Source organism: Bacillus sp. jun7 (assembly GCF_051034795.1).
GTDB lineage: Bacteria > Bacillota > Bacilli > Bacillales > Bacillaceae > Bacillus > Bacillus velezensis.
The window spans coordinates 1,673,036-1,699,431 of record NZ_CP093219.1; the positions used below are offsets into that span (position 1 = coordinate 1,673,036).

22 protein-coding genes are annotated in these 26,396 nt (G+C 48.8%); 5 read left to right on the top strand and 17 right to left on the bottom strand.

Annotation, left to right across the window (positions count from 1 at the left end; genetic code table 11):
- Positions 1 to 22: 22 nt before the first annotated feature.
- From MJQ52_RS07870 to MJQ52_RS07880, 3 genes are all read right to left on the bottom strand, one after another.
- On the bottom strand, positions 23 to 1,207 hold the full coding sequence (locus tag MJQ52_RS07870; protein ID WP_094247169.1) for an MFS transporter: 1,185 nt from the start codon (positions 1,205 to 1,207) through the stop codon (positions 23 to 25).
- A 63-nt stretch (positions 1,208 to 1,270) separates the two neighbouring features.
- Positions 1,271 to 1,693 carry a MerR family transcriptional regulator gene (locus MJQ52_RS07875; protein WP_003155658.1) on the bottom strand — a complete coding sequence of 141 codons (423 nt, stop codon included), beginning with the start codon at positions 1,691 to 1,693 and terminating at the stop codon, positions 1,271 to 1,273.
- A 190-nt stretch (positions 1,694 to 1,883) separates the two neighbouring features.
- Entirely contained in the window at positions 1,884 to 3,773 is a 1,890-nt protein-coding gene (locus MJQ52_RS07880; protein WP_094247170.1) for an ABC-F family ATP-binding cassette domain-containing protein, read from the bottom strand.
- Between the two features lie 158 nt (positions 3,774 to 3,931).
- On the opposite strand from MJQ52_RS07880, the gene MJQ52_RS07885 reads away from it, so the two are divergent.
- The gene (locus MJQ52_RS07885) at positions 3,932 to 4,999 is read left to right on the top strand and encodes a tetratricopeptide repeat-containing glycosyltransferase family 2 protein (protein ID WP_014304590.1); all 1,068 of its coding nucleotides are present in this window, start codon (positions 3,932 to 3,934) and stop codon (positions 4,997 to 4,999) included.
- 46 nt (positions 5,000 to 5,045) lie between these two features.
- Here MJQ52_RS07885 and MJQ52_RS07890 read toward each other — a convergent pair whose 3' ends face one another.
- From MJQ52_RS07890 to MJQ52_RS07900, 3 genes are all read right to left on the bottom strand, one after another.
- Positions 5,046 to 5,945, bottom strand: coding sequence for an SDR family oxidoreductase (locus tag MJQ52_RS07890; RefSeq protein WP_014304589.1), 900 nt, complete (start codon positions 5,943 to 5,945; stop codon positions 5,046 to 5,048).
- A 131-nt stretch (positions 5,946 to 6,076) separates the two neighbouring features.
- Entirely contained in the window at positions 6,077 to 6,931 is an 855-nt protein-coding gene (locus MJQ52_RS07895; protein WP_003155664.1) for a methyl-accepting chemotaxis protein, read from the bottom strand.
- A 15-nt stretch (positions 6,932 to 6,946) separates the two neighbouring features.
- On the bottom strand, positions 6,947 to 8,404 hold the full coding sequence (locus tag MJQ52_RS07900) for an aldehyde dehydrogenase family protein (protein WP_094247171.1): 1,458 nt from the start codon (positions 8,402 to 8,404) through the stop codon (positions 6,947 to 6,949).
- A gap of 244 nt (positions 8,405 to 8,648) precedes the next feature.
- On the opposite strand from MJQ52_RS07900, the gene MJQ52_RS07905 reads away from it, so the two are divergent.
- A complete protein-coding gene (locus MJQ52_RS07905) occupies positions 8,649 to 10,034 on the top strand; it encodes an amino acid permease (RefSeq protein WP_094247172.1) in 1,386 nt (461 codons plus the stop codon).
- Between the two features lie 117 nt (positions 10,035 to 10,151).
- Complete coding sequence (locus tag MJQ52_RS07910; protein WP_003155670.1) at positions 10,152 to 11,381, top strand: MFS transporter; 1,230 nt, start codon at positions 10,152 to 10,154, stop codon at positions 11,379 to 11,381.
- 28 nt (positions 11,382 to 11,409) lie between these two features.
- Here MJQ52_RS07910 and MJQ52_RS07915 read toward each other — a convergent pair whose 3' ends face one another.
- The 7 genes from MJQ52_RS07915 to MJQ52_RS07945 form a co-directional block, all read right to left on the bottom strand.
- The gene (locus tag MJQ52_RS07915; RefSeq protein ID WP_015388565.1) at positions 11,410 to 12,348 is read right to left on the bottom strand and encodes a hypothetical protein; all 939 of its coding nucleotides are present in this window, start codon (positions 12,346 to 12,348) and stop codon (positions 11,410 to 11,412) included.
- A gap of 15 nt (positions 12,349 to 12,363) precedes the next feature.
- Positions 12,364 to 13,524 carry a glycosyltransferase family 2 protein gene (locus MJQ52_RS07920; RefSeq protein ID WP_058906639.1) on the bottom strand — a complete coding sequence of 387 codons (1,161 nt, stop codon included), beginning with the start codon at positions 13,522 to 13,524 and terminating at the stop codon, positions 12,364 to 12,366.
- A gap of 28 nt (positions 13,525 to 13,552) precedes the next feature.
- On the bottom strand, positions 13,553 to 14,464 hold the full coding sequence (locus MJQ52_RS07925) for a putative nucleotide-diphospho-sugar transferase (RefSeq protein WP_094247173.1): 912 nt from the start codon (positions 14,462 to 14,464) through the stop codon (positions 13,553 to 13,555).
- 24 nt (positions 14,465 to 14,488) lie between these two features.
- On the bottom strand, positions 14,489 to 15,457 hold the full coding sequence (locus MJQ52_RS07930; RefSeq protein ID WP_032865771.1) for a GDP-mannose 4,6-dehydratase: 969 nt from the start codon (positions 15,455 to 15,457) through the stop codon (positions 14,489 to 14,491).
- Between the two features lie 6 nt (positions 15,458 to 15,463).
- Complete coding sequence (locus MJQ52_RS07935) at positions 15,464 to 16,228, bottom strand: glucose-1-phosphate cytidylyltransferase (protein WP_094247174.1); 765 nt, start codon at positions 16,226 to 16,228, stop codon at positions 15,464 to 15,466.
- Positions 16,229 to 16,443: 215 nt separating this feature from the next.
- A complete protein-coding gene (locus tag MJQ52_RS07940; RefSeq protein WP_003155677.1) occupies positions 16,444 to 18,372 on the bottom strand; it encodes an LTA synthase family protein in 1,929 nt (642 codons plus the stop codon).
- Positions 18,373 to 18,797: 425 nt separating this feature from the next.
- Positions 18,798 to 21,983 carry a bifunctional cytochrome P450/NADPH--P450 reductase gene (locus MJQ52_RS07945; RefSeq protein WP_094247175.1) on the bottom strand — a complete coding sequence of 1,062 codons (3,186 nt, stop codon included), beginning with the start codon at positions 21,981 to 21,983 and terminating at the stop codon, positions 18,798 to 18,800.
- Positions 21,984 to 22,147: 164 nt separating this feature from the next.
- Here MJQ52_RS07945 and MJQ52_RS07950 point away from each other — a divergent pair, with 164 nt between their 5' ends.
- Positions 22,148 to 23,218 (top strand): DUF3900 domain-containing protein, encoded by a 1,071-nt coding sequence (locus MJQ52_RS07950; protein ID WP_094247176.1) that lies wholly within the window; start codon positions 22,148 to 22,150, stop codon positions 23,216 to 23,218.
- A gap of 36 nt (positions 23,219 to 23,254) precedes the next feature.
- On the opposite strand, the gene MJQ52_RS07955 is transcribed toward MJQ52_RS07950, so the two are convergent.
- Complete coding sequence (locus MJQ52_RS07955; RefSeq protein WP_094247177.1) at positions 23,255 to 24,376, bottom strand: FAD-dependent oxidoreductase; 1,122 nt, start codon at positions 24,374 to 24,376, stop codon at positions 23,255 to 23,257.
- Between the two features lie 149 nt (positions 24,377 to 24,525).
- Here MJQ52_RS07955 and MJQ52_RS07960 point away from each other — a divergent pair, with 149 nt between their 5' ends.
- Positions 24,526 to 25,038 (top strand): MarR family winged helix-turn-helix transcriptional regulator, encoded by a 513-nt coding sequence (locus MJQ52_RS07960; protein WP_060674495.1) that lies wholly within the window; start codon positions 24,526 to 24,528, stop codon positions 25,036 to 25,038.
- 38 nt (positions 25,039 to 25,076) lie between these two features.
- On the opposite strand, the gene MJQ52_RS07965 is transcribed toward MJQ52_RS07960, so the two are convergent.
- The 3 genes from MJQ52_RS07965 to MJQ52_RS07975 form a co-directional block, all read right to left on the bottom strand.
- A complete protein-coding gene (locus tag MJQ52_RS07965) occupies positions 25,077 to 25,721 on the bottom strand; it encodes a Bax inhibitor-1/YccA family protein (protein ID WP_094247178.1) in 645 nt (214 codons plus the stop codon).
- A gap of 90 nt (positions 25,722 to 25,811) precedes the next feature.
- The gene (locus MJQ52_RS07970) at positions 25,812 to 26,114 is read right to left on the bottom strand and encodes a hypothetical protein (RefSeq protein WP_003155691.1); all 303 of its coding nucleotides are present in this window, start codon (positions 26,112 to 26,114) and stop codon (positions 25,812 to 25,814) included.
- Between the two features lie 29 nt (positions 26,115 to 26,143).
- Positions 26,144 to 26,317 carry a YezD family protein gene (locus MJQ52_RS07975; protein WP_070081483.1) on the bottom strand — a complete coding sequence of 58 codons (174 nt, stop codon included), beginning with the start codon at positions 26,315 to 26,317 and terminating at the stop codon, positions 26,144 to 26,146.
- Positions 26,318 to 26,396 lie beyond the last annotated feature (79 nt).

Below are 26,396 nucleotides of genomic sequence, written 5' to 3' on the forward strand. Positions count from 1 at the left end.
CGTGCGGAAGTTCCTTTTTTTCTTAATGTCCGGCTTTTATTCCGGCGAGATGTTTGCGTCCCATGAGAAGGACAAGCATGCCTACAAAAACGACGATCCCGCCTACTGTATATGGAGTGCTTGCGGTGAAGTGTTCTGACAGCATTCCCGCAATCCACGGAGCGAGCGCACCGCCGATAAAGCGGACTGAGCTGTAGGCTGAAGACGCGATTGAACGTTCAACCGGCGCAGCACCCATCACAGCGGTTGTCATGATCGTATTCACCATACCGAGAACGGCACCGGCAACAACGATACATGTAATGATCAACGTCTGATGGTCAGTCCAGACCCCCATAATAACGAGAATTGCCGCAAAGGCGATAAAGAGAACGACGAGCGAACGCACTGTGCCCAGCGCTTTGTGCACGAGCGGCGCCGTAAAGACTGACGTAATTGCCAGCAATAACCCCCAGCCGAAGAAGACATATCCAAGGCCGTGTTCATCTAAATCCAGCACGAACGGAGAATAAGCAAGCAAAATAAAAAATCCAAAGTTGTATAAGAATGCAGATACTGCCATTGTCAAAAGGCCTTTATATTTGAGCGCCTTCATCGCATCAAACACACCGACGCGTTTCGCCGGTTTCGGCAGCTTCGGCAGCATGAGTGAAATCGCGCAAAGCGCTATAAACATCAGGACAGACACTCCGAAGAACGGAGCGCGCCATGAAATGCTGCCCAGCTCTCCGCCGGCAAGCGGCCCGACGGAAATTCCCAGTCCGAGCGCGGCCTCATACAGAATAATAGCTTTGGCGCTGCCGCCGACAGATACACCGACGATGACGGCAAGCGCGGTTGAAATAAAGAGAGCATTCCCAAGTCCCCAGCCGCCGCGATAGCCGACAAGCTGAGCGATTGAACTTGAGCTTCCGCCGAGAGCGGCAAACACGATGATAAAAATAAGTCCGAGAAGCAGCGTCCATTTTGCGCCGATCCGGCTGGAAATCGCGCCGGAGAAAAACATCATAAAACCGGTAACGAGCAAATAACTTGTAAATAACAGAGATACTTCACTAGGTGAAGCATGTAATTGTGCGGCGATCGCCGGAAGAATCGGATCGACAAGACCGATTCCCATAAAGGAAATCACACAGGCAAACGCAACCGCCCAAACGGCTTTCGGCTGGCTGAATAAGCCTGTTTTCTGCTGTGATGATGTATCCATTTGACCAGACCTCCTGTTTCATCCATTAAAAGAAACGCTATATCCATAGCGTTTACAGCAAAATCATTCGATTGATTGAATGGCGCGGTCAGCTTTTTCTTTCATTCCGTTAAGGCGCGTTTTAAAATGCTGAAATGTGCTGATCTTCTCATCAATCATCTCAAGCTGGTGGTTCAAAGCGTGCTGAATCTCTTCCAGCTTTTCTTTCCGTTCCTTCGGATCCAGTGACAACAAGTACCCCTCTTTGTTTAATTCCAGCTGACGGCTCATCTCCATAAACTGCTGAAGTTCCTGAAGGGAAAAACCGAGCACTTCTTTTGTGCTGGTGACTTTTTCGAGCTCCTCCATATCATCTTCAGAGTAAAGCCGGACGCCGCCTTCTGTCCGTTTAGGAGCAGGAATCAAACCAATCTCCTCGTAAAAACGAATGGTTCGTTTTGTCAATCCGCTTCGCTTGGCAACTTGATCAATCTTCATCCATTCCAAGGTGAATCCCCCTCTTGTCGTATCTGTTTCTATTATACACCATTTGAACCTTAACGTAAACGTAAACTTTTTATGCCGGATAAACTTGGCTTGGACGGAACCTTTGTCTTTAAAGCGCCGGGAGACATCTGTGTAAGATAAAAAAAGCCGGTATGACCCGCCGTCTTCTCGGGGGCCGTACCGGCTTTTCTTAATTCTCAAGTTCTTCAATCATCAGTGACAATTCGGTCCAGCGTTCCATCGCCGCTTCAAGCTCTTCAGCCGTTTTTGCCTGTTCGGCCATCAGTTCTTGTATCTTTCCGAAATCACTTCCCGCTTCAGCGATTTCCGCTTCCAGACGCTGATGCTTTTCTTCAAGGCCGGCGATTTTGTCTTCGATGCCGTCCCATTCGATCTGATCCTTGTACGAAAGCTTTTTGCGCTTTTTCTTCGGCTCTTCTTCCGCCTTTTTCTCTTCGGCCGGCTGTTTTACCGCCGTCTTCTTCGCTTTTGCTTGTTCCATGTATTCACTGTATGAACCTTGGAAACGGGAAATGACACCGTGTCCTTCAAATACGATCAGGCGGTCCACGACGCGGTCAAGGAAATAGCGGTCATGGGATACAGTGATGACGACGCCCGGGAACTGTTCGATATAATCCTCGAGCACGCTTAATGTTTCTGTGTCCAGATCATTGGTCGGCTCATCTAAAAACAGCACATTCGGCTCCTGCATCAGTACATTCAGCAAGTACAGACGGCGTTTTTCCCCGCCCGACAGCTTTCTGATATATGTCTGCTGCATCGGACGCGGGAACAGAAAACGCTCAAGCATTTGTTCCGCGGTGATGACATCGCCTTCCGCCGTTTTGACGATTTCGGCCGTCTCTTTTATATATTCAATGACTTTCATATCACCGTTCATTTCGCTGTGATCCTGGGTGTAGTAGCCGATCCGGACCGTCTGCCCGATGGTGATATTACCGCTGTCAGGCTGAATTCTGCCGGCGAGGCTGTTTAAAAGTGTCGTTTTCCCGATTCCGTTCGGCCCGATGATGCCGATTCGTTCCCCCGGGATGACAAGCTCATTAAACTGGCTGATCAGCGCTTGGCCGTTATAGGTAATGGCGACGTTATCGGCTTCGATTACTTGTTTTCCGAGACGGTGGGAACCGATCGCGAAATCGAGTGATCCGGAGACTGCCGGCCCTTTTTGCTCCTTGAGCGCCTCCGCTCTGTCCACTCTCGCTTTTTGTTTCGTCGAGCGCGCTTTCGCTCCTCTTCTGAGCCACGCCAATTCGCGGCGCAGGAGGTTTTGACGTTTTGTTTCTTTCTGCTCCGCCAGCGCTTCCCGTTCGGCCCGTTTTTCCAGGAATACTTCATAGTTTCCTTTATACGTATAAAGGCTGCCTCTCTCAAGCTCGTAAATTCTGTTCGTCACCCTGTTCAGAAAATATCTGTCGTGCGTGACAAGCATAACGGCGCCCGGATATTGCGATAAGTAGCCTTCCAGCCATTCAATCGTTTCATTGTCCAAGTGGTTTGTCGGTTCATCTAAAATGAGCAGGTCAGCCGGCTGGATGATGTTTTTCGCAATCGCGACGCGCTTTCTCTGGCCGCCGGACAGCTCACTGACATCCTTCATCAGATCGGTGACGCCAAGTTTGGTTAAAACCGTTTTGGCTAACGTATTCGCCTCCCACGCATCATTCGCGTCCATTTGGGCCTGCGCATCAAGCAGGTGTTTCTGGCGCTGGTCATTTTCCGGTTCTTCATTCAGCGCCTGAAGCGCTTTTTCGTATTCTCTCATCGTTCTCATGACGGCTGATCCGCCGGAATAAATATGTTCAAGAACGGTTTGTCCGGCCGGAAGCTCAGGGTCCTGATGCAAAAACTCAATATGCACGTTTCCTGAAGCCGTAATCTCGCCTTCCTCCGTTGATTCAAGGCCGGCAATGGTTTTCAGAAGCGTAGACTTCCCCGTTCCGTTCGGGCCGATTAAACCGATTCTTTCATTCTCTTCAATATGAAAGGAGATATGGTCGAATAATGTCTTATCTCCGTATGTTTTATAAAGGTTTTCCGCTTTTATGATGCTCATGGTTCCTATCAATCCTCACGTAAGTTCATGTGTTCATTTTAAATCAGGCGCTGGAATAAAACTAGTAAAAGGACAGACAAATTTCTTGGAAGAGATCATTTTGTCCGAAGAATGTTTCCGCCTCTCCTTTTATACACTGGAGGGGAAGAGGTGATGACATGATCAGCGTCAGTTTGTGCGTTATCGTGAAAAATGAAGAGGAGGTGCTTGCGGGCTGTCTTGATTCCGTCAAAGACATTGCGGATGAAATTGTGATTGCTGATACGGGCTCGACCGACCGGACGAAAGAAATCGCGGCCCGTTATACGGATAAGATTTATGATTTTGAATGGATCGATCACTTTGCGGCCGCCCGTAACTTTGTGTTTTCGAAAGCGGAAATGGATTATATTCTGTGGCTGGACGCCGACGATATGCTGACGGAAAAGGACCGTGAAAAGCTGATTGAACTGAAGGCGTCGCTTTCAAAAGAGGTGGACGCGGTATCCATGTACTATCACGTCGGCTTTGATGATCGGGGAGAGGTCAGCTTCAGATACCGCCGCAACCGACTCGTCAAGCGTGAAAAAGGATTCCGCTGGATCGGAGCCGTGCATGAGTATCTTGAAGTATACGGAAACATCATAGAAACCGATATTGCCGTCACACACCGGAAATCCGAGAAAAAGCACTCGCCTCCCTCGGACCGCAACTTGAAGATTTATGAGAAAATGGCGGAAAACAGTGAAACGATGACACCGCGCGATTTGTTTTACTTCGCGAATGAATTAAAGGATCACGGCCAGTATCAGCGCGCCATTACGTATTATCACCATTTTCTTTCCACAAAACAGTGCTGGATCGAAGACGAGATCAGAACGTGCCAATATCTATCCGATTGCTACAGAGCGGTCGGCCATGAAGAGGCCGCCATGACGTCTCTCTTAAAATCATTTCTGATCGATTGTCCGCGGCCGGAGTTCTGCTGCAGGCTCGGCGACTATTTTGCGGAGAAACGGCAATACCGGCAGGGCGTGTTTTGGTATGAGCTCGCCCTATCCGCCAAAAGCAGTGATGCAGGCTTTACCCAGCTCGAATATTCCACCTGGTACCCCCATCTGCAGCTCTGCGTCTGCCACTGGCAGCTCGGCGACAAAGAAAAAGCGAAGATTCATAACGACAAAGCCGCCTCCTATCATCCGTCACATCCGAGTGTCCTGTATAATCAAAACGTGCTCGGCACATAACAACGAAAATAAGAGCTGCCCCGTATGCAGGGCAGCTCTTTATTGATTACGCTGTCGGAATTCCTCCGCTGACACTGTAAATTTGGGATGTCACATAGCTCGATTCTTCTGAGGCCAAAAAGACATAAATCCCTGCCAGCTCCGCCGGCTGTCCGGCACGCTGTAATGGAACGGCCGGTGTTTCCTTGCCGAATTTCGGAATGTTTTCACCGGGCTGTCCTCCTGAAATCTGCAGCGGTGTCCAGATCGGCCCCGGCGCTACCGAGTTGACTCTGATTCCTTTATTCGCCAGCTGCTTTCCTAGGCCGACGGTAAAACCGATAATGGCATGTTTCGTCGCGGCATAATCCAACAGCATCGGGCTTGGATTATACCCTTCTACGGACGTTGTCGTGATAATAGACGCGCCTTCCGGCAGATACGGAAGCGCGGCTTTGACGAGCCAATACAGTGAGAATACGTTGACTTCAAATGTTTGATAGATTTGTTCTGTAGTAAGATCGCTGATATCATCCACTGCCTGCTGTTTGCCGGCGACAAGAGCGAGCGTATCAAGACCGCCAAGCTCTTGATACGCTTTTTCCGCCAATTCTCCGCAAAACGCTTCATCGCTTAAATCTCCCGGCAGCAGAACGGCTTTTCTTCCCTCTTTTTCAATTAACGCTTTCACTTCTTCGGCATCCGGCTGTTCCTCAGGCAGATAGTTAATGGCCACATCCGCCCCTTCCCGGGCATAAGCAATTGCGGCGGCCCGGCCGATACCTGAATCGCCGCCGGTGACGAGGGCTTTTCTTCCCTTCAGCTTGCCGGCTCCTTTATAGCTTGTTTCACCGCAGTCCGGCACAGGCTTCATCTCTTTCTGCAAACCGGGCGGTTCTTGATATTGTTTTGGAAATTCATCATGATCATATTTCGTCAGCGGGTTGTGCAGATTTGCATCAGACATACAAGACTCTCCTTTATCATTGGTGATGTATTCGTATGTGTACCCCTTTAGCATGACGGATCAAACGTGTAAGTGCAGTTTCCGCTTGATAAAGGGAAAACAAAAAAGGAGCCCGTAAGCTCCCTTTTTTTTTATGATTCTCCGAGCACGTTTTCAGCCATTTTCGCTAAATGCTGGGCGCTTCCTGAAATCTCCTGCATCGTGGCAGAAATTTGTTCAACCGCCGCCGCTTGGCCGTCCGTGTTCTGGTTGATGGATTCAATTGAGTCCTCCAGCCCTTTCAGCAGGCTGTGGATTTTTTTCGTAATCTGGTCAATTTGGCCGACATTGTCTTTTGAATGAGTGGCAAGCTTGCGGATCTCATCCGCCACCACGGAAAAGCCCTTGCCGGATTCTCCTGCTCTCGCGGCTTCAATGGCCGCATTCAAACCGAGCAGATTGCTTTGATCCGAGATGCCCTTGACAGTGACGGAAATGTCGGCGATTTCTCCCGCGCTTTCACTGACTTGTTTCGCCTGAGCGGAAATCCCGGTCATCTGTGCTGAGAAACCGCTGATGGATTCTGAGATATCCGCGATCGCCGAAGCGGTCTGTTCCACGACGGCGGACAGGCTTTCAGCGACATCATGAAGCTTGGCTGATTTTTCAAGGCTCGTGCCGAGACCGACGCCGCCGATGACTTTTCCGTTTTCATCATGAAGCGGAATCGCTCTGGCGATCAGCGGAAATCCGAACAGCTCTTTCGGCACCATGCTTGTCTTCTTCTGATTCATGCGGATCGCGTCTGTAATGATGTCCCCTTTTTGCAGCGGGTCTCCCGGCTTTACATTAAGAGAAAACGTTTTAGCCGGAATATTCACGATTAATTTTTCTGTATCATAAATTCCGATGGTGATGTCATCTTGGATCAGGCTGTTTAAAAAAGGCGCAACTTTGACAAAAGCGTCAAGCAGGCTGTGCGTTTGCTGCTCCGTCTGTATACTCATTTCTTTCACTCCTTCTTAATATGGGAATTGACGTTTTTCATGCTGAACCGAAATCCATTTCAGCGTGGTGAATTCTTCAAGGCTCCATTCGCCGTTCAGCCTGCCGAGACCTGATTGTTTCTCGCCGCCGAACGCAACGTTCGGTTCATCATTAATGGTCGTATCGTTGACGTGAATCATGCCGGTTTCGATCCGCTTAGCAAACTCAACGCCCCGCTCCACGTTTGCCGTATGCACGGCTCCGCTTAAACCGAACGGTGTCGCGTTTGCGATGCTTACCGCTTCATCCTCCGTTTCAAACGGCATGATGCAGACGGCCGGTCCGAACAGCTCCTCCTTCGCGATGCTCATCTCAGGTTTCACATCTTTTAAAATGACGGGCTCAGCGACCGTTCCGCTGAATCGGCCGGACAGCACCGGAACCGCTCCCTCTTCTATCGCTTTTTCGACAGACCGTCTCAGACCTTCCGCCTGTCTCTCATTGATTAAAGGACCGATAACCGTATCAGGGTCCATCGGATCGCCGACTTTCAGCGATGACACTTTCGCTTCGTAAAGCTCTGTAAATTTGTCATATACAGATGTGTGAACGAGCACGCGGTTCGCCGACATACAGATCTGGCCTTGATGCGTAAACCGGCTGAATACGGCCGCATTGACGGCGTATTCAAGATCAGCATCCTCAAGCACGATCAGCGCGCTGTTTCCGCCAAGCTCCAACAGCGGTTTTTTAAAGTGTTTGATCGCAAGCTGTCCGATATAGCTGCCCACTCCGGTTGAGCCTGTAAATGAGATTATCCGCGGCACGGGATGCTCAACAAAGCTGTCGCCGATCTCCCCGATATCCGTCACGATGACATTCAGCAGCCCGTCCGGTACGCCGGCCGCTTCAAAAATTTTCGCGATAAGCGTTCCGCCGCAGATCGGCGTTTCTTCATGAGGCTTCAGCACGACGCCGTTCCCCGCGCCGAGTGCCGGCGCAACAGATTTCATCGAAAGGAAAAACGGGAAATTAAACGGGCTGATCACCCCCACGACTCCGGCGGGTATTCTGTACAGCCTGTTTTCTTTTCCGTCAATCGTGGACGGGAGAATTTTCCCTTCCATCCGCACCGGAAATGTTGCGGCTTCTTTTATCATATTTTTGACAAGTCCGATTTCAAACTCAGCCTTCAGCCGTGTTCCGCCAAGCTCCTCCATGATTAAGTAAATAATCGCTTCTTCGTGCTCTTCAATGAAAGAAACGGCTTTTTCCAAAATGGCCCGCTTTTTAAAAGGGTTTACTTTGTCCCATTCTTGTTTCGCAAGAGCCGCGGCGCGATATGCCGCATCCACGTCATCAGGCGTCGCTTTTCGGAATGAGGTGATGACTTTTTGAGTATAAGGATTTCTGTTTTCCAATACGTTCCGGCTGCTCCCATCCCTCCATCGGCCGCCGATAAACTGCTTATTTAGTTCTTCATATTGAAACATGTAAACATCTCCCTTTCACCGAAACTTGAAATTAGTTGATGAGTCATCTTTTGTATCGGTCTTAAGGTGAGAAAATTGAACTATTTCACAATAAAATTCCCTTTCCTTCCGTGCATCGACGCTTTTTAGCTTTGTCCTTTTAAAGTGGAAAATTCTTTAATTGACTGCGAGAAATTTCGACAATATAATACAAACGTCAGTGTATATAATGATAAGAATATTATGAATTTTCAGGAGGACCCATATGTCTTTACTATTTCGGAAAAAGCCGCTGGCCGACTTAAAGGCCCAGAGCAAACAGACCAGCCTGTCCCGCTCGTTAAGCGCTTTTGACTTGGTTTTGCTCGGAATCGGCTGTGTTGTCGGCACGGGGATTTTTGTGATTACCGGGACTGTGGCCGCGACAGGCGCAGGACCGGCTTTGATTCTGTCGTTTGTGCTCGCGGGCCTTGCCTGCGCGCTCGCCGCGTTTTGTTATGCGGAATTTTCTTCATCCATTCCGATTTCAGGCAGCGTATATACGTATTCATATGTCACTCTCGGGGAGTGTCTCGCGTTTTTAATCGGATGGGACTTAATGCTTGAATATGTTATCGCGCTCGCCGCCGTCGCAACCGGCTGGTCATCTTATTTCCAGTCGCTTCTTGCAGGCTTCGGGCTGCATCTTCCGGAGGCGCTGACCGCCGCACCCGGCAGCAAAACGGGTGCCGGGTTCAACCTGCCGGCCGTTATCATTATTTTGGTCATTACCGCGATTGTTTCAAGGGGCGTGAAAGAAAGCACCCGCTTTAACAATGTCATTGTATTGATGAAAATTGCGATCATTCTGCTGTTTATCGTCGTCGGTTTCGGCTACGTGAAACCGGAAAACTGGTCGCCGTTTATGCCGTTCGGGATGAAAGGCGTCATCACGAGCGCCGCGACCGTTTTCTTCGCGTATCTCGGATTTGATGCCGTGTCAAACGCGTCGGAAGAAGTGAAAAACCCGCAGAAATCAATGCCGGTCGGAATCATCGGCGCGCTTGCCATCTGCACCGTCCTTTACATTACGGTATCGCTTGTCCTGACGGGAATGCTTTCGTACACCAAGCTGAATGTCGGAGACCCTGTATCTTTCGCGCTCCAATTTGTCGGCCAGAACAAAATAGCAGGCATTATTTCCGTCGGCGCGATTATCGGGATTACAACGGTCATGCTCGCTCTGCTTTACGCTCAGGTGCGCCTTACATTTGCGATGAGCAGAGACGGCCTCTTGCCCCGCATGTTTTCCAAGGTTCACCCGCGTTTTAAAACACCGTTTCAAAACACATGGGTGACGGGGATCGTTGCCGCCGGGATCGCAGGTTTTATTGATCTGGGAACCTTGGCGCATCTCGTCAATATGGGAACCTTGGCGGCCTTTACGGTCATTGCGATCGCCGTCATCGTTTTAAGAAAGAAACATCCGGAGATCAAATCTTCCTTCCGTGTTCCTTTCGTGCCTTTTGTGCCGATCATCAGCGCATGCTTATGCCTGTATCTCGCAAGCAGCCTGCCGGGCGTGACATGGCTCGCCTTTGTCATCTGGATCGCCGCCGGGATCGTCGTTTATATGATGTATTCGAGAAAACACAGTTTGTTAAATAAATAAAAAGGGAGGCTCTTTTTTCTGTTTGAGAAAGAAGAGCCTTTTTTGCACTTGATAATTCATTCACCTTATGAATAATATGGTGTATGCTTCGTTTACATAAAAAGGAGGAGAATCACTTTGGCAATTGCCGCCCCGCTTAAAGAAAAACCTGTCCATCGTCCCGAGACAACCATGTATTCTATTTTGTTCATTATCGGGATCTGTCATCTGCTGAACGATTCACTGCAAGCGGTGATTCCGGCGATGTTTCCGATTTTGGAACGTTCCATGAATCTTACATTTACGCAGCTCGGAATTATCGCCTTTACGCTGAATATGGTGTCTTCCGTGATGCAGCCCGTCATCGGCTGGTATACGGATAAACGCCCGATGCCGTATGCTTTGCCGCTCGGACTCACCGCAAGCATGCTCGGCATTTTAGGTCTCGCGTTCGCCCCGTCTTTTCTGACGATTTTATGCTGTGTCTTTTTTATCGGCCTTGGCTCCGCCGTCTTTCATCCAGAAGGATCGCGTGTCGCTTACATGGCCGCCGGCGAAAAGCGCGGATTGGCGCAATCGATTTACCAAGTCGGAGGGAATACCGGCCAGGCGATGGCGCCCTTGATTACCGCGCTGATTCTCGTTCCGCTCGGTCAATTCGGCTCTGTCTGGTTTACGCTAGTCGCCGCAATCGCTGTGCTGTTTCTCATTTATATCGCCAAATGGTATAAAGGCCGTCTTATTCATTTGCGCGCCGCAAGTAAAAAATCACCGGCCGCCGCTGTGCAGACCGTGATTACAAAACCGATTATTCTCGCCCTTATCATGATTATCTTCTTAATTTTCGCGCGCTCCTGGTATGTGAGCGCGATCGGCAACTTCTATACGTTCTATGCGATGAATGCCTATCATGTCAGCATTCAGCAGGCACAGAGCTACATCTTCGTCTTTTTATTTTTCGGAGCTGTCGGAACGTTTCTCGGCGGGCCGCTTGCAGACCGTTTCGGAAAGCGGAACGTCATCATCGTTTCCATGACGGCATCGGCTCCCTTGACGATTTTCCTTCCGTTTGCGGGACCTGTCATCGCCTATGGCGTACTGGCGCTGATCGGCGTTGTTCTGATGTCCAGCTTCTCCGTGACGGTTGTCTACGCGCAGGAGCTTGTTCCCGGCAAAATCGGAACGATGTCAGGGCTTACGGTCGGGCTCGCCTTCGGAATGGGCGCGATCGGAGCGGTTGCGCTCGGAGCTCTTATTGATTCAGCGGGATTGACGCCGACCATGACAGCCGTCGCCTTTCTGCCCGTTTTAGGTCTGCTCGCCTTTGTCCTGCCGAGCGACAAAACATTAAAAGAATGGCATTCATAAAAAAATCCCTGCCGAAAAGGCAGGGATTTTATGTTTCAACCGTATAAAAATGAGTGTCAGGAACCGCATATTTCGGAATAAACCCGTCTCTGAAATCAGGAAACGCTTTTTGAATTTCATCAATCCATTTTTTTACGTTTTTGATGTACGGGACGTAAATCATACTGACTGTCGCCTCATCATCAATGTGATAGTACCAGCAGAGATTGAATTCGTTCTCCGTGACGAGCGTAAAGCCTGAAAAATGATAAAAAATCAGCGGGGTGTCATTGACATATACAGCCCCGTCGCGCAGGCTGACGTCATATTGCTCAATATTCCACAGCGCCGCATTCGCGCCGATCGACTCCGTGACATGCACGTGTTCAAACTGCGCGGGCCACTTTTCAACATACCTTTGGTCACCGTATGTCTTTTTTTCTTCATTCATCTCCACCGTACAATAGGAGATGCAATCCTGTCTCCACTGCCAGACCGCCCGATACGCTTCCCCGGTATTCCGCGCGCCGACAAACCCGGTGTTGTACTGCCCCGTCAGCTTGTAATAAGACGCAAACCGTTCTGAATTGCGGTGATCCGTCAGAAAAAGGGAAGCATCCGGCTTTTCCGCAAACAGCTCGCCCGCATCTGCGAAGAAAAAGAGATCGGTGTCCAAATGGGCAAAATATTCGGCTTCATCATACTCCGTCATCACATGGAACAGAAAAGCCGGCTTCAGCGTCCAGCAATATTCATGAAATGTCCGGCCGCCCTTTGCTTCAAGCAGCTCCGGGTCCTCCATTTCATGGAGCTGAACCGCCGTGACATGTTCCCACGGCACCTGCTGAAGCAGTTCGTACGCTTTCTGATCGACACACAGCACATACAGATGAAAATCCCGGCAATGCTCATGGAGAGAATGAATCATCGGCATCAGTTTAAAGATATGCGTTCTGGAAACAATGGTTGAAAAATGATATTTACTCACCATATCACATCCAATTTATTTAAGATCCACATGCAGTAAATCAGCAGTCAGCGCTTTGAACGCCCTTGCAAAGTGCGTGACGCCCAGCTTTTTTTCCGCTTTTGCCAAAAGCTTTCCGACCTCCGGCAGCTGGAAGCTGTTCGCCGTGATACGCGGGCTTTTCGTCTTCCAGTCCGGGTCAAGGTTGCGGTCTTTAACCGCGTGCAGCAGCTCGAGAAAAATGTGCAGCAGGCTTTCATATTTCTCATAATCAAGCAGCACCGCGATGTCTGCCATTATGCTGTTGGTTAACTCCGCGTCAAACGGGCCGTTAAACGCGAGGTGCACGTCAAGCGAATGAATGTCATTGTACTTGTCGCACATGTACGCGATATTCGCCCTGATGTCATCAACGGAAGCGCAGTTGCTCGGATGCTCCTGATGGACGCTCATGATATCGCGCCGCAGCTGAAATCTCATTCCCGACTGATGAAGCCTGATGCCGAGATCATAATCTTCAAAGCCGTATCTGACAATGCCTTCATCAAACAGGCCGAGATCTGCCACGTGCTGCCTCTTAACTGATGAATTGTTCGTAATGAAAAAACGCCATGGCAGACGGTAGCCGTTCAAATCATCTCCGTATTTTTCCAAAATGCTTTTCAGCACCCGGATAAAGTCGGTATCTAAATCAAAGCATCGGTCAAGAAAGCTTCCGTCTCTGATGTCACTTTCATCAAGGAGCGGCTCTTTATCGCCCGGCAGCTCTTCATACAGTTCGGCGAGTTTTTCCTTATGCTCTTTTTCAAAACGGTCATAATAAAAGCTGTAAATCCGCTTCCAGAACATACCGCATACGACAAGATCGTCCCGGTTCTCATGAGCCTTGATATGCTTCGCCACCAAATCCTTTTCGGCAAGCATGTCGCTGTCATGGAAAATCAAAATATCGCCTCTGGCATTGCGGACCGCCTGATTCCGGCCGTAAGCGATCCCTCTGTTTTCTTTAATTCTCACAAAAATCAGCGGAAAATTCGCGCTGAATGATTCAAGCATGGATAAGGTTCCGTCTTCCGAACCGTTGTCAGCCACAATCACTTCGAACGGCTCTGTGCATTCCTGTTCATTCAGGGACAGCAGGCTGTTATAAAGCCTCTCCTTGGAATTATATGCGGGAACAATGACGCTTGCCTTCACTTTTCGTTCACTTCCTGTATATGATCATTTATTTGTTATCATCCTCAGATGCAAAGCCGCTGAACTCCGGGCAGACGGCGCTGACCGTCCCGATCACCCGCTTCAGAATGTCCTGATAAAGCTGATGGACAAACGGCAGGTCGGTCCGGTCCGTCTCATGAATCTGCCGAATGTCGCCGGCTGTGACGATCCGGTATCCGCTGAAATGATAAAAAATCAGCGGATTTCCGTCTTCGAGCACAAGACGCCCATCCTTCCATGAAAACGTGTGGCGGCCGTAATTCCAATGGCCGATATTCACGCCGGGGGTGTTGATGTCACACACGTTCGGGAACAGGCCGGACATGTAATCCAAGTAGCCTTGATCTCCGAATTTTCCTTCGCCCGGCGCATTTTTGCATTCTTCAAGGCAGCGTTCTTTCCACCATCTGAGACAATCTGTGCCGGCACTGTCGGTTTTGAAGCTGAGAAAACCGGAATTATACCGGCCTAAAAGACGCTGCAGCATGTCGATTTCCTGTTTTTCAAATGAGGGAATAACGATATCGCCCCGTGACAGAAGCACCGAACAATCCGGCTGATTGTCAAAAATCGCGCGCGGATCAGTGAAGAAAAACAAATCGGCATCAATGTACGTGACACGCTCTAATTCCGGATGTCCGTCCAGCACGAATTCGAGAAATACCGGCTTCACCGTCCAGCAGTATTCGCTCTGATCCCTCGTCCGCTTCAGTTCAAGGAGCTCCTCATTTTCCAGTGCGGACACCTGAATCAAGGTGACATTATCCGGACGCATTGCCTGAAGAACGTCATAGGTGTCTTGATCCATACACAAAGTAAAAATGGGGGCGTCCGCCTGAACCGCTTTCAATGAGCCGAACAAAGCGATAGCCTGATACAGCCTTCCTTTTGATAAAACTGTGCAATATGCGCTTGTCACGTCTTTCTCTCACCTCTGTTTCTGTTACTTTTGAAAAAAGGCTTTATACCATTCGATCGTTTTTTCTAATCCTTCATCAATGGTATGCGCGGGCGTCCAATTCAGAAGCTTCCTCGCCTTTTCCGCTGATAAATATTGGTGCTTGATTTCGTGGCTTCCCTGGTTAAGCACTTTCGGCTTGAGGTCACTGTCCATCGCCTTAAGAATTTTTTCTACAAGTTCCAGCACCGTCAGCTGAATCTCATTGCTGAAGTTGAACGCTTCTCCCGCAAGATTGAGCTCCTCCATCTTTTCTGCCAGCAAAAGGTATGCCTCGACCGCATCCTCGATGTAAAAATAATCACGGATAAATGTGCCGTCGCTGCGGATTTCCGGCGCTTCACCGTTCAGCACGAGCTGAATCGTCTGCGGAATAATCCGGTTGAAGTTCAAATCCCCGCCGCCGTACAAGTTGCCGCAGCGCGTAATACAGACCGGAAGTCCGTACGTATTAAAATATGTGTGGCTTAACAAATCGGCACAGCTTTTTGATACGTCATACGGATGTTTGCCCTGAAGAGGCATGTTTTCATCGTACGGCAGTGTCGGCTGGTCGCCGTACGCTTTATCACTGGACGCGACGATCACCCGTTTGATGAGCGGATGCCTGCGGCACGCTTCAAGGATGTTCCATGTGCCGAGAATATTGGCTTCAAATGTGGAAATCGGATTGCGGTTTGCGACGCCGACGATCGCCTGAGCGGCTAAATGAAAGACCGTGTCAATTTCATATTCGCCCAGCGCCCGCTCAATCACATCCAGATCTTCAAGCGCGCCGTGCACGATATTCATTTGCTTCACTTGTTCTCCCTGATACAGGTTCGACTTGGGCACAGTGTCACGGACAAGTCCCGTCACATTAGCCCCCTGATCGATCAGTTCCTTCACCAAGCAGCTTCCTAAAAGACCTGTACATCCCGTCACAAACACATTTTTATTTTTCCAGAAACTCAAACTTGATCACCATACCTTCCATACATGTTGTCCCCGGTCCCACATCTTGTTGATTTCCAGCAGGTTTTTATACGTATCGATCGCCGTCCAGAAACCGTAATGCCGGTATACCGCCAATTCGCCGTCCTTTGCCAGCTCCTTCAGCGGTTCTTCTTCAAACATGACGTCTCTGTCTTTCGGCAGATAATCAAATACCTTCGGGCTGAGCACGAAAAATCCGCCGTTGATGATGCCGTCACTTGAGGTTTTTTCAGAAAAGCTTTTCGCCATACCGTCTTCAACCGTCAGCGTTCCGAATTGCGAGGTCTTTTCTATACCGGTGACGGTCGCCGCAGTCCCTTTTGATTGATGATAGCTGATCAGATGAAACAGGTTGATGTTGGCCAGTCCGTCCCCGTACGTCATAAGAAAGGTTTCATCACCGATGATGTCCTTCGCCTGTAAAAGCCGCCCCGCTGTCTGCGTGTGTTCCCCCGTGTCTAAAAAAGTGATTTTCCACGGCTCGGATGTTCCCAATATCCGCACTTCTCCGGTAGAGCTGTCCAGCGTCATGCTGTGATTCTTCCAGTCATAATCTAAGAAATATTCCTTAATCATCTCTCCTTTGAAACCAAGAAGCAGGATAAATTCGTTCACGCCATAGTATTGATAGAGTTTCATAATATGCCATAGAATCGGTTTGCCGCCTATCATGGCGAGCGGTTTGGGACGTTCATTGGTGATTTCGCTCATTCTCGTTCCTTTTCCGCCGCAGAGAATGACTGCTTTCATCTCTACCCCTCTTCTCTGTGAATATTGGATTCGAAACCGCCCGTATAAGAGAAACCAACCCGATAATTTGTCCGATTCTCTATCACCGGTTTCAAAATCTACTGTAAGATATGAGAGATTGGCGCCCTTTGTGACCAAAAGCTCTCTCTTTTTTCAGATTGGTGAAGATACACACAAAAAAAGAGCCTCACGGAAATTCCGTAAGGCTCTTTCTATTATTTATTATCCTGATTCAGCTTTTCTTTGCCGTAATGATATTTAGACGGATCAACCGGCGTAAAGTCGCTCAATTTGTGGAATCTGAGCAAGTCTTTGTACATCACGCTGTCAGACAGCTTCAGCTGCTCTGTGACTCTGGCTTTCAGGTTTTTCGTTTCCTGATTGCCTTTCAGTTCTTTTCCTGTCTTCGTATCGTATACGACATTGGAGATGGAAGTATATTTCGGCGTGACGTAATCTCCGTTACGGAACGTCACCGTATCATCATGGTCTTTCGAGAAGAGATCGGTGCCGAAATTAATATATTTCTTAGAATCGATGCCTTCCAAGTGAAGGATCGTCGGCACAACGTCCATTTCACCGCCGTACGTATGGTTCACCCCGCCTTTTTTGCCGGGGATGCGAAGCATAAGCGGCACACGCTGATTCTGCGCGTTTTGATAAGGCGTAATTTCTTTGCCGAGAATTTCTTTCATCGCGCGGTTATGGTTTTCAGAGATTCCGTAGTGGTCTCCGTAAAGCATAATCACCGAGTTGTCATATAAACCGGATGACTTCAGATCTTTAAAGAACTGTTCAAGCGCTTCGTCGAGATAACGCGCCGTCTGGAAATAGTCATCCACAGTCGCGTCGCCCGTTTTCGCTTTTTCGATCGTTGCGTCTTTTTCATCAAGCGTAAACGGATAATGGTTCGTCAGCGTGAGCAGATGCGCGTAGAACGGCTGTTTCAGCGATTGAAGCTTCGGTATGGATTCTTTGAAGAATGGTTTATCCTTCAGTCCCATATTGACAAGGTTGTCATCAGACATATCGTATGTGCTGGCGTCAAAGAATTTATCGTAGCCGATATGTTTGTAAATCTGGTCACGGTTCCAGAATGATTTGTAGTCACCGTGTAAAACGGCGCTTGTATAGCCCTCACTTTGGTCAAGGATGGCAGGAAGCGATTGATACGTGTTTTCCCCTTTTGTCACGAAGGCTGACCCTTCAGGCAGTCCGAACAGGCTGTTATCCATCATCAGCTCGGCGTCAGATGTTTTACCTTGGCCCGTTTGGTGGAAAAAGTTATCAAAGTACGTCATGTCCTCTCCGCCGCGTGCGAGTTTATTCAGGAACGGCGTGACTTCTTTTCCGTCAAGTTTGTAATTGATCAAAAACGATTGGAAGCTCTCCAGATGAATCTTAATGATGTTTTTGCCTTTGGCCTTGCCGAAATACTCGGCGTTCGGCTTCGCATAATGCGACGATGTGTAGTTTTCAACGCTCGTCAGGTCATCGCTGCTGGCATATGCCCGCTGTGATTCCGTCTGCGCCGTCTGTACGCCGTCATAAATCGTGTAATTATAAAGGCCTAAGTATTTTACAATGTAATTGCGGTCAAACGTTCTTGTCAGCAGCTCCGGGCGGTCCTCTTCGGCGATCGCCAGGTTCACGAAGAACAACACAATACCCGTCACGATAATTAATGACGTATACCGTTTTTTCAGCTTGAATTCCTTCAGCTCACGTCTCCACACCAGAAGCGCGATTAAAATAATAATATCAACAAAGTATAAAATATCATGGCCGGACATAATGCTGAAGATGCCGTCTCCCATATTTCCGACATTACCGGATTGCTTTAAGTTCGGGAATGTCAAGAAATCATCGAAGAATCGATAGAATAGGATATTTGCATACAAAATAAACGTCATGATGAAATCAATAATCACCATGATAATCGCTGATTTGCGGCCTTTCGCAAACAATGCCAGTCCTAAAAAGAAAATGGCGCTTGAGAACGGATTGATCACAAGCAGAAACTGCTGCGTCGGACCCTTCACCCCAAGGTTGAATTCAGCATGATAGGCTAAATACGTTTTGGCCCAAAACAAAATAATAGCCAGTACAAAAAAACTAAGTCTGTAAGAAAATAATTTCTTCATGGCAACCTCTACTTTCCTAAACACTTTAAATCTGTATTCTTACTTTTTGCTTCAATTCCTGCTTTCCGAGCAAAACGAAAGCATCACACAGCCCCATAAACACACCATTTTAAAAAACGATATATTTATCATTCGTGTCATGCCCATTGAACATCTTATCCCGCCAGCCATTAGACGCAGGATATCCGTTCTTCGTTTCACATTTTTTTCTGGCATTAAAAGGTACCGTATCAGACCCGGTCTGAAAATAGGAGATACCAAATATAAGAATAACACAAACTTCTAAAAACGAAAAATGAATATCAAAGACAGCCGCCCAACAGGCGGGCTGAAGTTATTGTATGCAAAGGGACTGAAAAACTTGAAGGTTTTTTTTGTGAGGTAAAAAAAGGACCGGAGTCATCCAGTCCTTTTCATCACATCGGTCAAATCCCCGCCCAAACATCTTTTGCGTAAATGCCTTTTGTCTGGAGGTCCAAAAGCCATTCTTGCGCTTGCCGTTCGTCTGTTTCGTGGACCGACTGATACGCTTTTTGCAGCGTTGCCTCTACATCGGGCGCCATTTTGCTGCCGTCGCCGCATACGTAGAGGTGCCCTCCCCGGCCGAGGATGGAAATTAAAGCGCCGGCGTCTTTCGCCATTAAGTGCTGCACATACGTTTTCGGTACGCCTTCTTTGCGGGAGAAAGCCGTATGAAGCGTCACGATTCCGTCTTTTTCATAAGCTTCAAGCTCATCACGGTAAATAAAATCATGATCGTTTCTGCATCCGAAATACAGATGAGCCTCCCCCAGCTCTTTCCCTTCTTTTTTTAACGCTGCCCGAGCCTGCAGAAATCCGCGGAACGGGGCGACTCCTGTGCCGGGACCGACCATAATAATCGGTTTTTCCGGATCTTCCGGCAGCCGGAATCGTGTTTCCGGAGTGCGGACAAACATCACGATACCATCCTCAGGGCGGCGGTCCGCTAAATAATTCGAAGCGACTCCGCGATACTCACCCAAACCGCTCCGGGCGGGGCCGCGAACGACACCGACGGTAATTGAGGCCTGCCCGGGATGTTTCCGCGGCGAACTTGAAATCGAATAATACCGCGGCTTCAGCGGGCGCAAAAGCTCCAGAAATCGCTCAAACGGCAGTTCACACGCTTCATATTTTTCAAGGAGATCGAGCATCGAGACGCGCGATGTTAAGATTTGCTCCTGATAGACGCCCTCCTCAAGAAAATCTTCCAATTCCCGTTTGTGCGGCGGACAGACCGTATAAGCGGCCATTTCCCGGATTTGAGCCCTTGATGCCGCCTCCTGCAATTCGACACAGCTGCTCAGAAGATCATGCAGCCTGACCGGCCGATCGAGCGGGAGATGAGCCGCGCTCTGTCCGCTGGCCGTCAGCAGTACTTGATCATTCCCGTTCAGATGGAACCGGCGGAGAACACGGCTGACCTGCTCTTTGCTGTTTACCGGCAGCACGCCGAGATGATCCCCTTCATGATAGGCAGCCTCTTTCGGCAGAGTGATTTCAATATGCCTTGTGCTCCGGCCGCTTTCCGGCGCCTGAAGTTCCCTGTTTTCCGCAACGGATGCGTAAACCGCCTCATACGTCTTTGCCAAAGGAGACCCGCCAAGCCCGCTGACAAATTGAAGACCCAGCGCACTTCGCTCTTTTTCGGCATTTTCATTCAGCTTGAGACCGAATGCCTTCATGGCGTCCGTCCACATGCTTTTTTTCCATTCATCAAGCTTTCCTTCAAAATCGCCGCTGACGTCCCCTTCGCCTCGGGCAGAAAAGCGTTCCGCCCCTTTTTCGGCAAGCTTCTCATCAATCAGTCTCGGCACAGCCTGATATGTCGCCGCCCAGTTATGATCACCGCAGCCGAAGACGGCATATCGGACGCCTTCCAGTTCCCCGCGTTTGGCTTCTTCAAGCCATTGAACGAATTGTCCCGCGTTGCTCGGAGGCTTTCCGTTATAAGAGGACGTAATGATCAAGAGAGCTCCTTCTTTCGGCAGTTTTCCGATCCGGTCATTTAAAGGCGCCGTTTCAGTCCGGACGCCGTGCATCCCGGCAGTATCGGCAAGTTCCCGCGCCACGCCTTCTGCGGTTCCCGTATCTGAGCCGTACAAAATCAGAAGCGGTCGGTTATCAAGCCCGATAATGGATGCGCCTTTTGTTTCCCGTTTTTCTTTTTCGACGTCTTCCGCCGCTTTTTCAGCCGCCGGGAGAGCTGCCGCAACGGCTCCTTTGTTTCTCGGCCGCACCCGGATATGAAAGTCGCCGGGCTTAATCGTCAGTGTCTGTTTAATATCGAGCTCATAATCGGTGTGATCGATAAAGGTAAAATGCTGCAGAATCATCCCCAGAACAAGAGTTGCTTCATGCAGGGCGAACTGCATACCGATACACGCCCTCTGACCGTTTCCGAACGGCTTGTACGCATGGTGAGGCACTTGATCAGGATGTTCAAACCGCTCCGGATAAAATTCCTCCGCATTGTCTCCCCACGCGTCTTTATCACGGTGAAGCTGGGGAATTAAGACGGAAATTCTGTCTTTCGGCGTGATCGGATATTTCCCGCCGATCACCGTATCCTCTTTCGCATAAAGGCTGAACGCAGGCGCGGTCGGCCATAAGCGCAATGACTCCTGCAAAATCATTCGGATATAACTAAGCTCCAGTACTTGTTTATAAGAAGGAACGGGATCGGTCAAAACCCGATCGGCTTCTTCATAGGCTTTTTCCAAAACACGGGGATGTTTCAGCAGAAAGTAGATGGCAAAGGAAAGCAGGCCGCTGGTCGTTTCGTGGCCGGCAATTAAAAACGTGATGATTTGAAACCGGATATTTTCATCATCAAGTTTTTCGCCCGTTTCCGGGTCTTCCACATTCAGCATTCTGGCCAGCAGATCCTTTTCATCCCGGCCGCCGTCTGACTTACGCTCTGCGATAATACTGTCTACTAACGAAAACATCGCCTGAATGTCATGATGAAATTGGCGCTTCGTCCTGATCATGAGCTTATCCTGAACATCAAGACGCTGCATTTGGTGCATCGCTTCATCAAGGGCGCGCACCATGCTGTTGATAAACGGATGAGGCGTTTCCCTGTAATAGCTGTTAAACCGATAGTTAAAGCCGCAAAGCCCGATCGTATCGAGCGTCAGGCGGGTCATATCAGCAGGCACATCAACGGCCTCATCCGGATTCAGCCTAGCCCATTTTTGAATTAGCTGCACCGCGATATCAGTCATCATCGAATGATAATCTTTCATCGCGCGCTGGCTGAAGGTCGGCATCAGAATATTATGCGCCTTTCGCCAGTTAGGCTCATGCGTCCAGCTTGTAAACAGCCCGTCACCGGAAAACGCCCGGACTTTCTCCAAAGCCCCTTCAATGCTTTTATCGAACCGCTCTTCATCACAAACCTCTTTCACCAGTTCATGTCCGGACACGACGATAATGGCGCCCGCCGGGGTATGCAGCTGAAAAATAGGCCCTTGCTCGTTTGCCAGTTTGATCAGCGACATTGTAGGCTTGTCTTTATCAAGCAAAGGAAGATTGCCGAGCGGACCGAATGTCTTCGGCTGCGGAATCGGACCTGTTTCCTTCATGAATAACACCCTTTCTTACACATTGATGCGTTCCTTCCAACTACAGTGCCCTTTTCACCGGCCGATTATCCGCCGTTACGGATCAATCCCCGGATTGACGATCAATAACGGTTTTTTCTATACTGGAGAGGCTTGTCAAATACAGAAATAAGGTGAGTTCACATATGGATTTTGAAATCAAGTTTTTATCGTTTTATGTCATTCAAGTGGAAGGAAAAGACGAACAGGCAAATAAACAGTTCAAACATTTCCAGACCCTTGACACGGAAGAATTTGAAGAAAGCGAGCTGAAGGATTTTCTTGACGGGGAATTGAAGAAAATCGTCAAACGGAAAGCCGTACGGCATCCGCAATCCGAGCAGGTCCCCACAAAAATCGGCCATTTTATCACGGAGCCGGGCCATGAGCTTGATTCAAATCCGAATTACAACCTTTTCAACCGCGCCAGACTTGCGGATACGAAGGAAGCATTTATCGAGGCAAGCGAGCAGTTCGTCCGTACTTATCTTGACACGAGCGCCGTGCGCGGCGGTGTTTTTATCGTGGCATCGGCCGTTCCGCGCAAATATTTTGAGGACAAATTCGTCTTTATGATGAAATGCGATTTCGAGCCGAAGGTCGCCCGCATCTCAGACGCCTCGTCTCTCATTAAAAAGGTCGAAATGGCCATCACGACAAAAAACATGAAAAGCATTCAATATCCGTATATGCCGGAAGAAGGCATGACGGAAGAGCATGAGCTGAAAATCCACCAGGCCTCGCACGCCCGTTATTTCGAAGATTTTCTCAAATTTGTCGAATATGGCGAATCGATGCCGGAAATCATGAAAAACCAAGTCATGAACATGGTGCAGGAGCACGTGTATGAAACTTTTGAAGAAAACAGCGAAGAGCTTCAGCAGTTTGAGCACGACATTGAAATTTGGGAAGCGAGTGAAAAGCGGGAAATTCAGGAGCGCCTCGACACCCATCAAGTCATCGAGGCATCCGCGCAGATCATTGAACACACGCCGGAAGCCGAGCTGAAAATGAAAGTCGGAGAAACAGAGATTAAAGGATTACTGGCTGATTTCGGCGAATCCATCCATCTCGCAAAAGTGAACGGGCGCTATGTCGCGCTCATTGAGGCGGAGACGATCTCGTTTGAAAAAGGCAGTTCGCCGGTGGAGTTTCACAAGCCTGAGGGGCTGCATGAGGTGATTGAGCGGATACGGAATAAATCTGAACAAGACTGACAAAAGTCCAGACGCCATGTTCTGGACTTTCTTTATTTAATAAGGCTCTTTGAGCAATCGATAGCATTCACCGATGATGTCTTGGACGCCGGGCGTTCCCTTTATCTCGCGGCGGACGATTTCAGATGAGAGATTCTGCACCTGTAATGCCCGCTCCGCCCGTCTTTCAAAGTATGATTGACATGCAGTTTCATAGTTTTCGTGTTTTTGCAGTTCTTCACTAAGCACAATCGCGTCTTCAATCGCCATCGCCGCTCCCTGCGCCAATGTCGGCGCTCCTGCATGGACAGCATCCCCACCCAGAACGACGCGGCCTCTGTGCCACGGTTCTTTGAGCGCCATCTGCTCAATCTTATGAAACAAAACGGGATATTCCTTTGACATATTCTCTGTCACAAACTTCACTCCCGGAAATCCGCGCAGCAAGTCTCTCACCCGTTCAAAACGCGTGTCCTCATCATCCCTGAAGTCAGCGTCATACGGCCGGATGATAAATACGTATCCTGTTTTTTCAGACAGCGGCACGACCCCGACCTGCGTCTGCCCTTTTTTATACATCAGTGTCGAATCATGAAATATCGGCTCGGGAAAAGAAATGTAAAATCTGTGCGCTCCCATGCCGAGATACTCTGTTTTCACTTCCCTTTGCAGCATTTGATCGCGGACAGCGGAGCGGATGCCGTCAAAGCCGGCGAGAATGTCAGCCGTCATCGCGGTTCCGTCTCCACAATGCACCGTTATTTCATCTGCCGTTTCTTCGTAAGACACGACTTTTTTACCGGGCAGAATCGTGACTCCCGCCGCTTCAGCATGCTTCCTGAGGATATCGTTTAATGTTTGCCGCAATATATTATTCCGCCCCGGCAATGTATCATCTAAAAACGCCTCACTCACTTTAAACTGCAGCGTTCCGTTTTCATCATGCTGCTTCAGCCATTCCGTTTGAAAGCCGTGTTGACAGCATTCATCATACACACCGATTTCCCGAAGCACCCGAAGCGCATTTTGAGGCTGAAGAATGCCCGCTCCGCTTTTTCGCATGTCGGACGCCGCCTCGCAAAGGGTTACTTCAAAACCTGCTCTGCCGAGAGAAATCGCTGCGGACAGGCCGCCGATCCCTCCGCCCGCTATGATGATCTTTTTCACTTCATGGTTCATCACGATACCGCCTTCTCTATTTATTTATCATTCATTAACTATTAGCCACCTTACTATACAGGCTGAAAAACTGTCAATCTTTATAGGTTGCCTTTTGAATCCGGCAAGCTTATACTTTGAATCACTAAAATGGTACGGAGGCTTACAAAATGGAGTTGAGACATTTGCCGGATTACTCGCAGATTGCCGGACGCGCTGAGATTTACGCCGATATGGATGCTGAATCATTGAAAACATTTTTGACGTTATTTGATATGTCTAAAAAAATGAATCAGGTCATGGAGCATTATTTCTCAAGTCACGGATTGTCCGAAGGGAAATTCAAAATTTTAATGTTTCTGTTTGACGAACCCGGCCACAGCCTGAGTCCGACGGAGCTGGCGAAAAAATCCAATGTCACCAAAGCGACCATCACCGGATTGATCGACGGACTCGCACGGGACGGCTTTGTAAACCGCAGCCGGCATACCGGTGACAGACGAAAAATCAGCATCGAACTTACAAGGGAAGGAAAAGAAAAGCTGATGCTGTTTCTTCCCGGCCACTTCTCCAACATTTCAGCAGTCATGGAAAGCTTCACTGCTGGAGAAAAAGCGGAATTGACAAAAATGCTTGAAGTTTTATTTGATAAGCTTCTGCTGTTTTCCGGAGACAGAACATAAAAAGGCGTCCCTCTCAGCAGGGCGCCTTTTCCGCGCGGTTAATCATCACTGTTTAAAATCCCGAAAAACCGAAGCAGGTTGATAAACAAGTTGATAAAGTCGATATAAAGCGTCAATGCCATCAAAGGAATCAGGTCAGCCGTGATGTCCCGGTGCTTGATCTGGTTCAGATCGTATAAGATGTACATTGAAAACACAATTGTTCCGATGACGGAATACGCCATCATGGCGGCGGAATTCAGCGGGCTGAAAATATTAAAGATCCCCACTGCGAGAAGCGCGATAAGAGCGACAAGCAAGAAGGACCATAAAAACGACAAGTCCTTTTTCGTTTTAGCGCCGATCGTGCCGAGCACCGCAAAAATCACAAACGAAGAACCGAATGCCTCCAATACGACATAGGCTCCGGCTGCGGACGCATAATGGCTGATGATCGGAAACAGCGTCATTCCGGAAATAAAAGCGAACGAAAAGACAAACACATATCCGACGGCTTTTTTTCGGCGCAGCCAAAATGCGGCGATGATCATGACGACCTCTAAGATCGACAGCGGCAGCATCAATGCCGGCGGAATGAACCGGCCCGTATACAGGCCGATTGTCGCAACTAACAGTGTAAACACAAATACCGTGATAATGCGCTGCATAATAGATTGTTTGCTCTCATAAGCAGCAGTTTGCATGTCAAAAGTCCTCCCAAAAAATGATCGTGATAGGTCTATTATAAATAAAATGGGAGAAATTTGCATGATTTTAAGAAGATTTTAAGGATGTCAGGCCTGACGTTTTGCTGCGCACTCCTGCATATCCATGAAATCATGCAGTTTTTTCGTCAATCCGCCGTGCCCGAATCGGATATTCCCCTTCTGCCCCGGCGTTTTCACGAAATCAAGGAATGCCAGCACATAAAGACGCCTGACGGGAATCGGAATGACGCCCGCATCATAAAACCAGCCGTCAATTGTATTGAGCACGCCTTTATTTATGCCGTATTGCTTCGTGCACCAATGCAGAAAGCGCACTTCGGGCAGGTGCAGATACCGGCTCTCCCGGAAAGGAACAGTTGAATGCTTCATATGTACCGCCTCCTGTCATTGGCTGTTTTTTAAGATTGTTTTAATTCTTTGCTCTTCAGGGAAAATCGATATTTCTCCACCTTATCAATTTGTGTCACTTGGGAATTATGAACCGTAATCTGAACAGTCCCGAAATCGAGCGTTTCCAGCGCACTGATAATCTTTTCGATCACATGCGGATCTACGTTTCCTTTGGACGTCATCATGCTCCCCCTTTATGTCTGGCCGTTCGTCTTTTGACAATGAGTGTTTTAATTCATACTATTCTGATAAGAAATATAT

Excerpts from the sequence above, each read along its gene's own strand:
- MJQ52_RS07870 (WP_094247169.1), bottom strand. The coding sequence starts at position 1,207 with ATGGATACATCATCACAGCAGAAAACAGGCTTATTCAGCCAGCCGAAA.
- MJQ52_RS07880 (WP_094247170.1), bottom strand. The coding sequence starts at position 3,773 with ATGAGCATCATAAAAGCGGAAAACCTTTATAAAACATACGGAGATAAG.
- MJQ52_RS07885 (WP_014304590.1), top strand. The coding sequence starts at position 3,932 with ATGATCAGCGTCAGTTTGTGCGTTATCGTGAAAAATGAAGAGGAGGTG.
- MJQ52_RS07890 (WP_014304589.1), bottom strand. The coding sequence starts at position 5,945 with ATGTCTGATGCAAATCTGCACAACCCGCTGACGAAATATGATCATGAT.
- MJQ52_RS07895 (WP_003155664.1), bottom strand. The coding sequence starts at position 6,931 with ATGAGTATACAGACGGAGCAGCAAACGCACAGCCTGCTTGACGCTTTT.
- MJQ52_RS07900 (WP_094247171.1), bottom strand. The coding sequence starts at position 8,404 with ATGTTTCAATATGAAGAACTAAATAAGCAGTTTATCGGCGGCCGATGG.
- MJQ52_RS07905 (WP_094247172.1), top strand. The coding sequence starts at position 8,649 with ATGTCTTTACTATTTCGGAAAAAGCCGCTGGCCGACTTAAAGGCCCAG.
- MJQ52_RS07935 (WP_094247174.1), bottom strand. The coding sequence starts at position 16,228 with ATGAAAGCAGTCATTCTCTGCGGCGGAAAAGGAACGAGAATGAGCGAA.
- MJQ52_RS07940 (WP_003155677.1), bottom strand. The coding sequence starts at position 18,372 with ATGAAGAAATTATTTTCTTACAGACTTAGTTTTTTTGTACTGGCTATT.
- MJQ52_RS07945 (WP_094247175.1), bottom strand. The coding sequence starts at position 21,983 with ATGAAGGAAACAGGTCCGATTCCGCAGCCGAAGACATTCGGTCCGCTC.
- MJQ52_RS07950 (WP_094247176.1), top strand. The coding sequence starts at position 22,148 with ATGGATTTTGAAATCAAGTTTTTATCGTTTTATGTCATTCAAGTGGAA.
- MJQ52_RS07955 (WP_094247177.1), bottom strand. The coding sequence starts at position 24,376 with ATGAACCATGAAGTGAAAAAGATCATCATAGCGGGCGGAGGGATCGGC.
- MJQ52_RS07960 (WP_060674495.1), top strand. The coding sequence starts at position 24,526 with ATGGAGTTGAGACATTTGCCGGATTACTCGCAGATTGCCGGACGCGCT.
- MJQ52_RS07965 (WP_094247178.1), bottom strand. The coding sequence starts at position 25,721 with ATGCAAACTGCTGCTTATGAGAGCAAACAATCTATTATGCAGCGCATT.
- MJQ52_RS07970 (WP_003155691.1), bottom strand. The coding sequence starts at position 26,114 with ATGAAGCATTCAACTGTTCCTTTCCGGGAGAGCCGGTATCTGCACCTG.
- MJQ52_RS07975 (WP_070081483.1), bottom strand. The coding sequence starts at position 26,317 with ATGACGTCCAAAGGAAACGTAGATCCGCATGTGATCGAAAAGATTATC.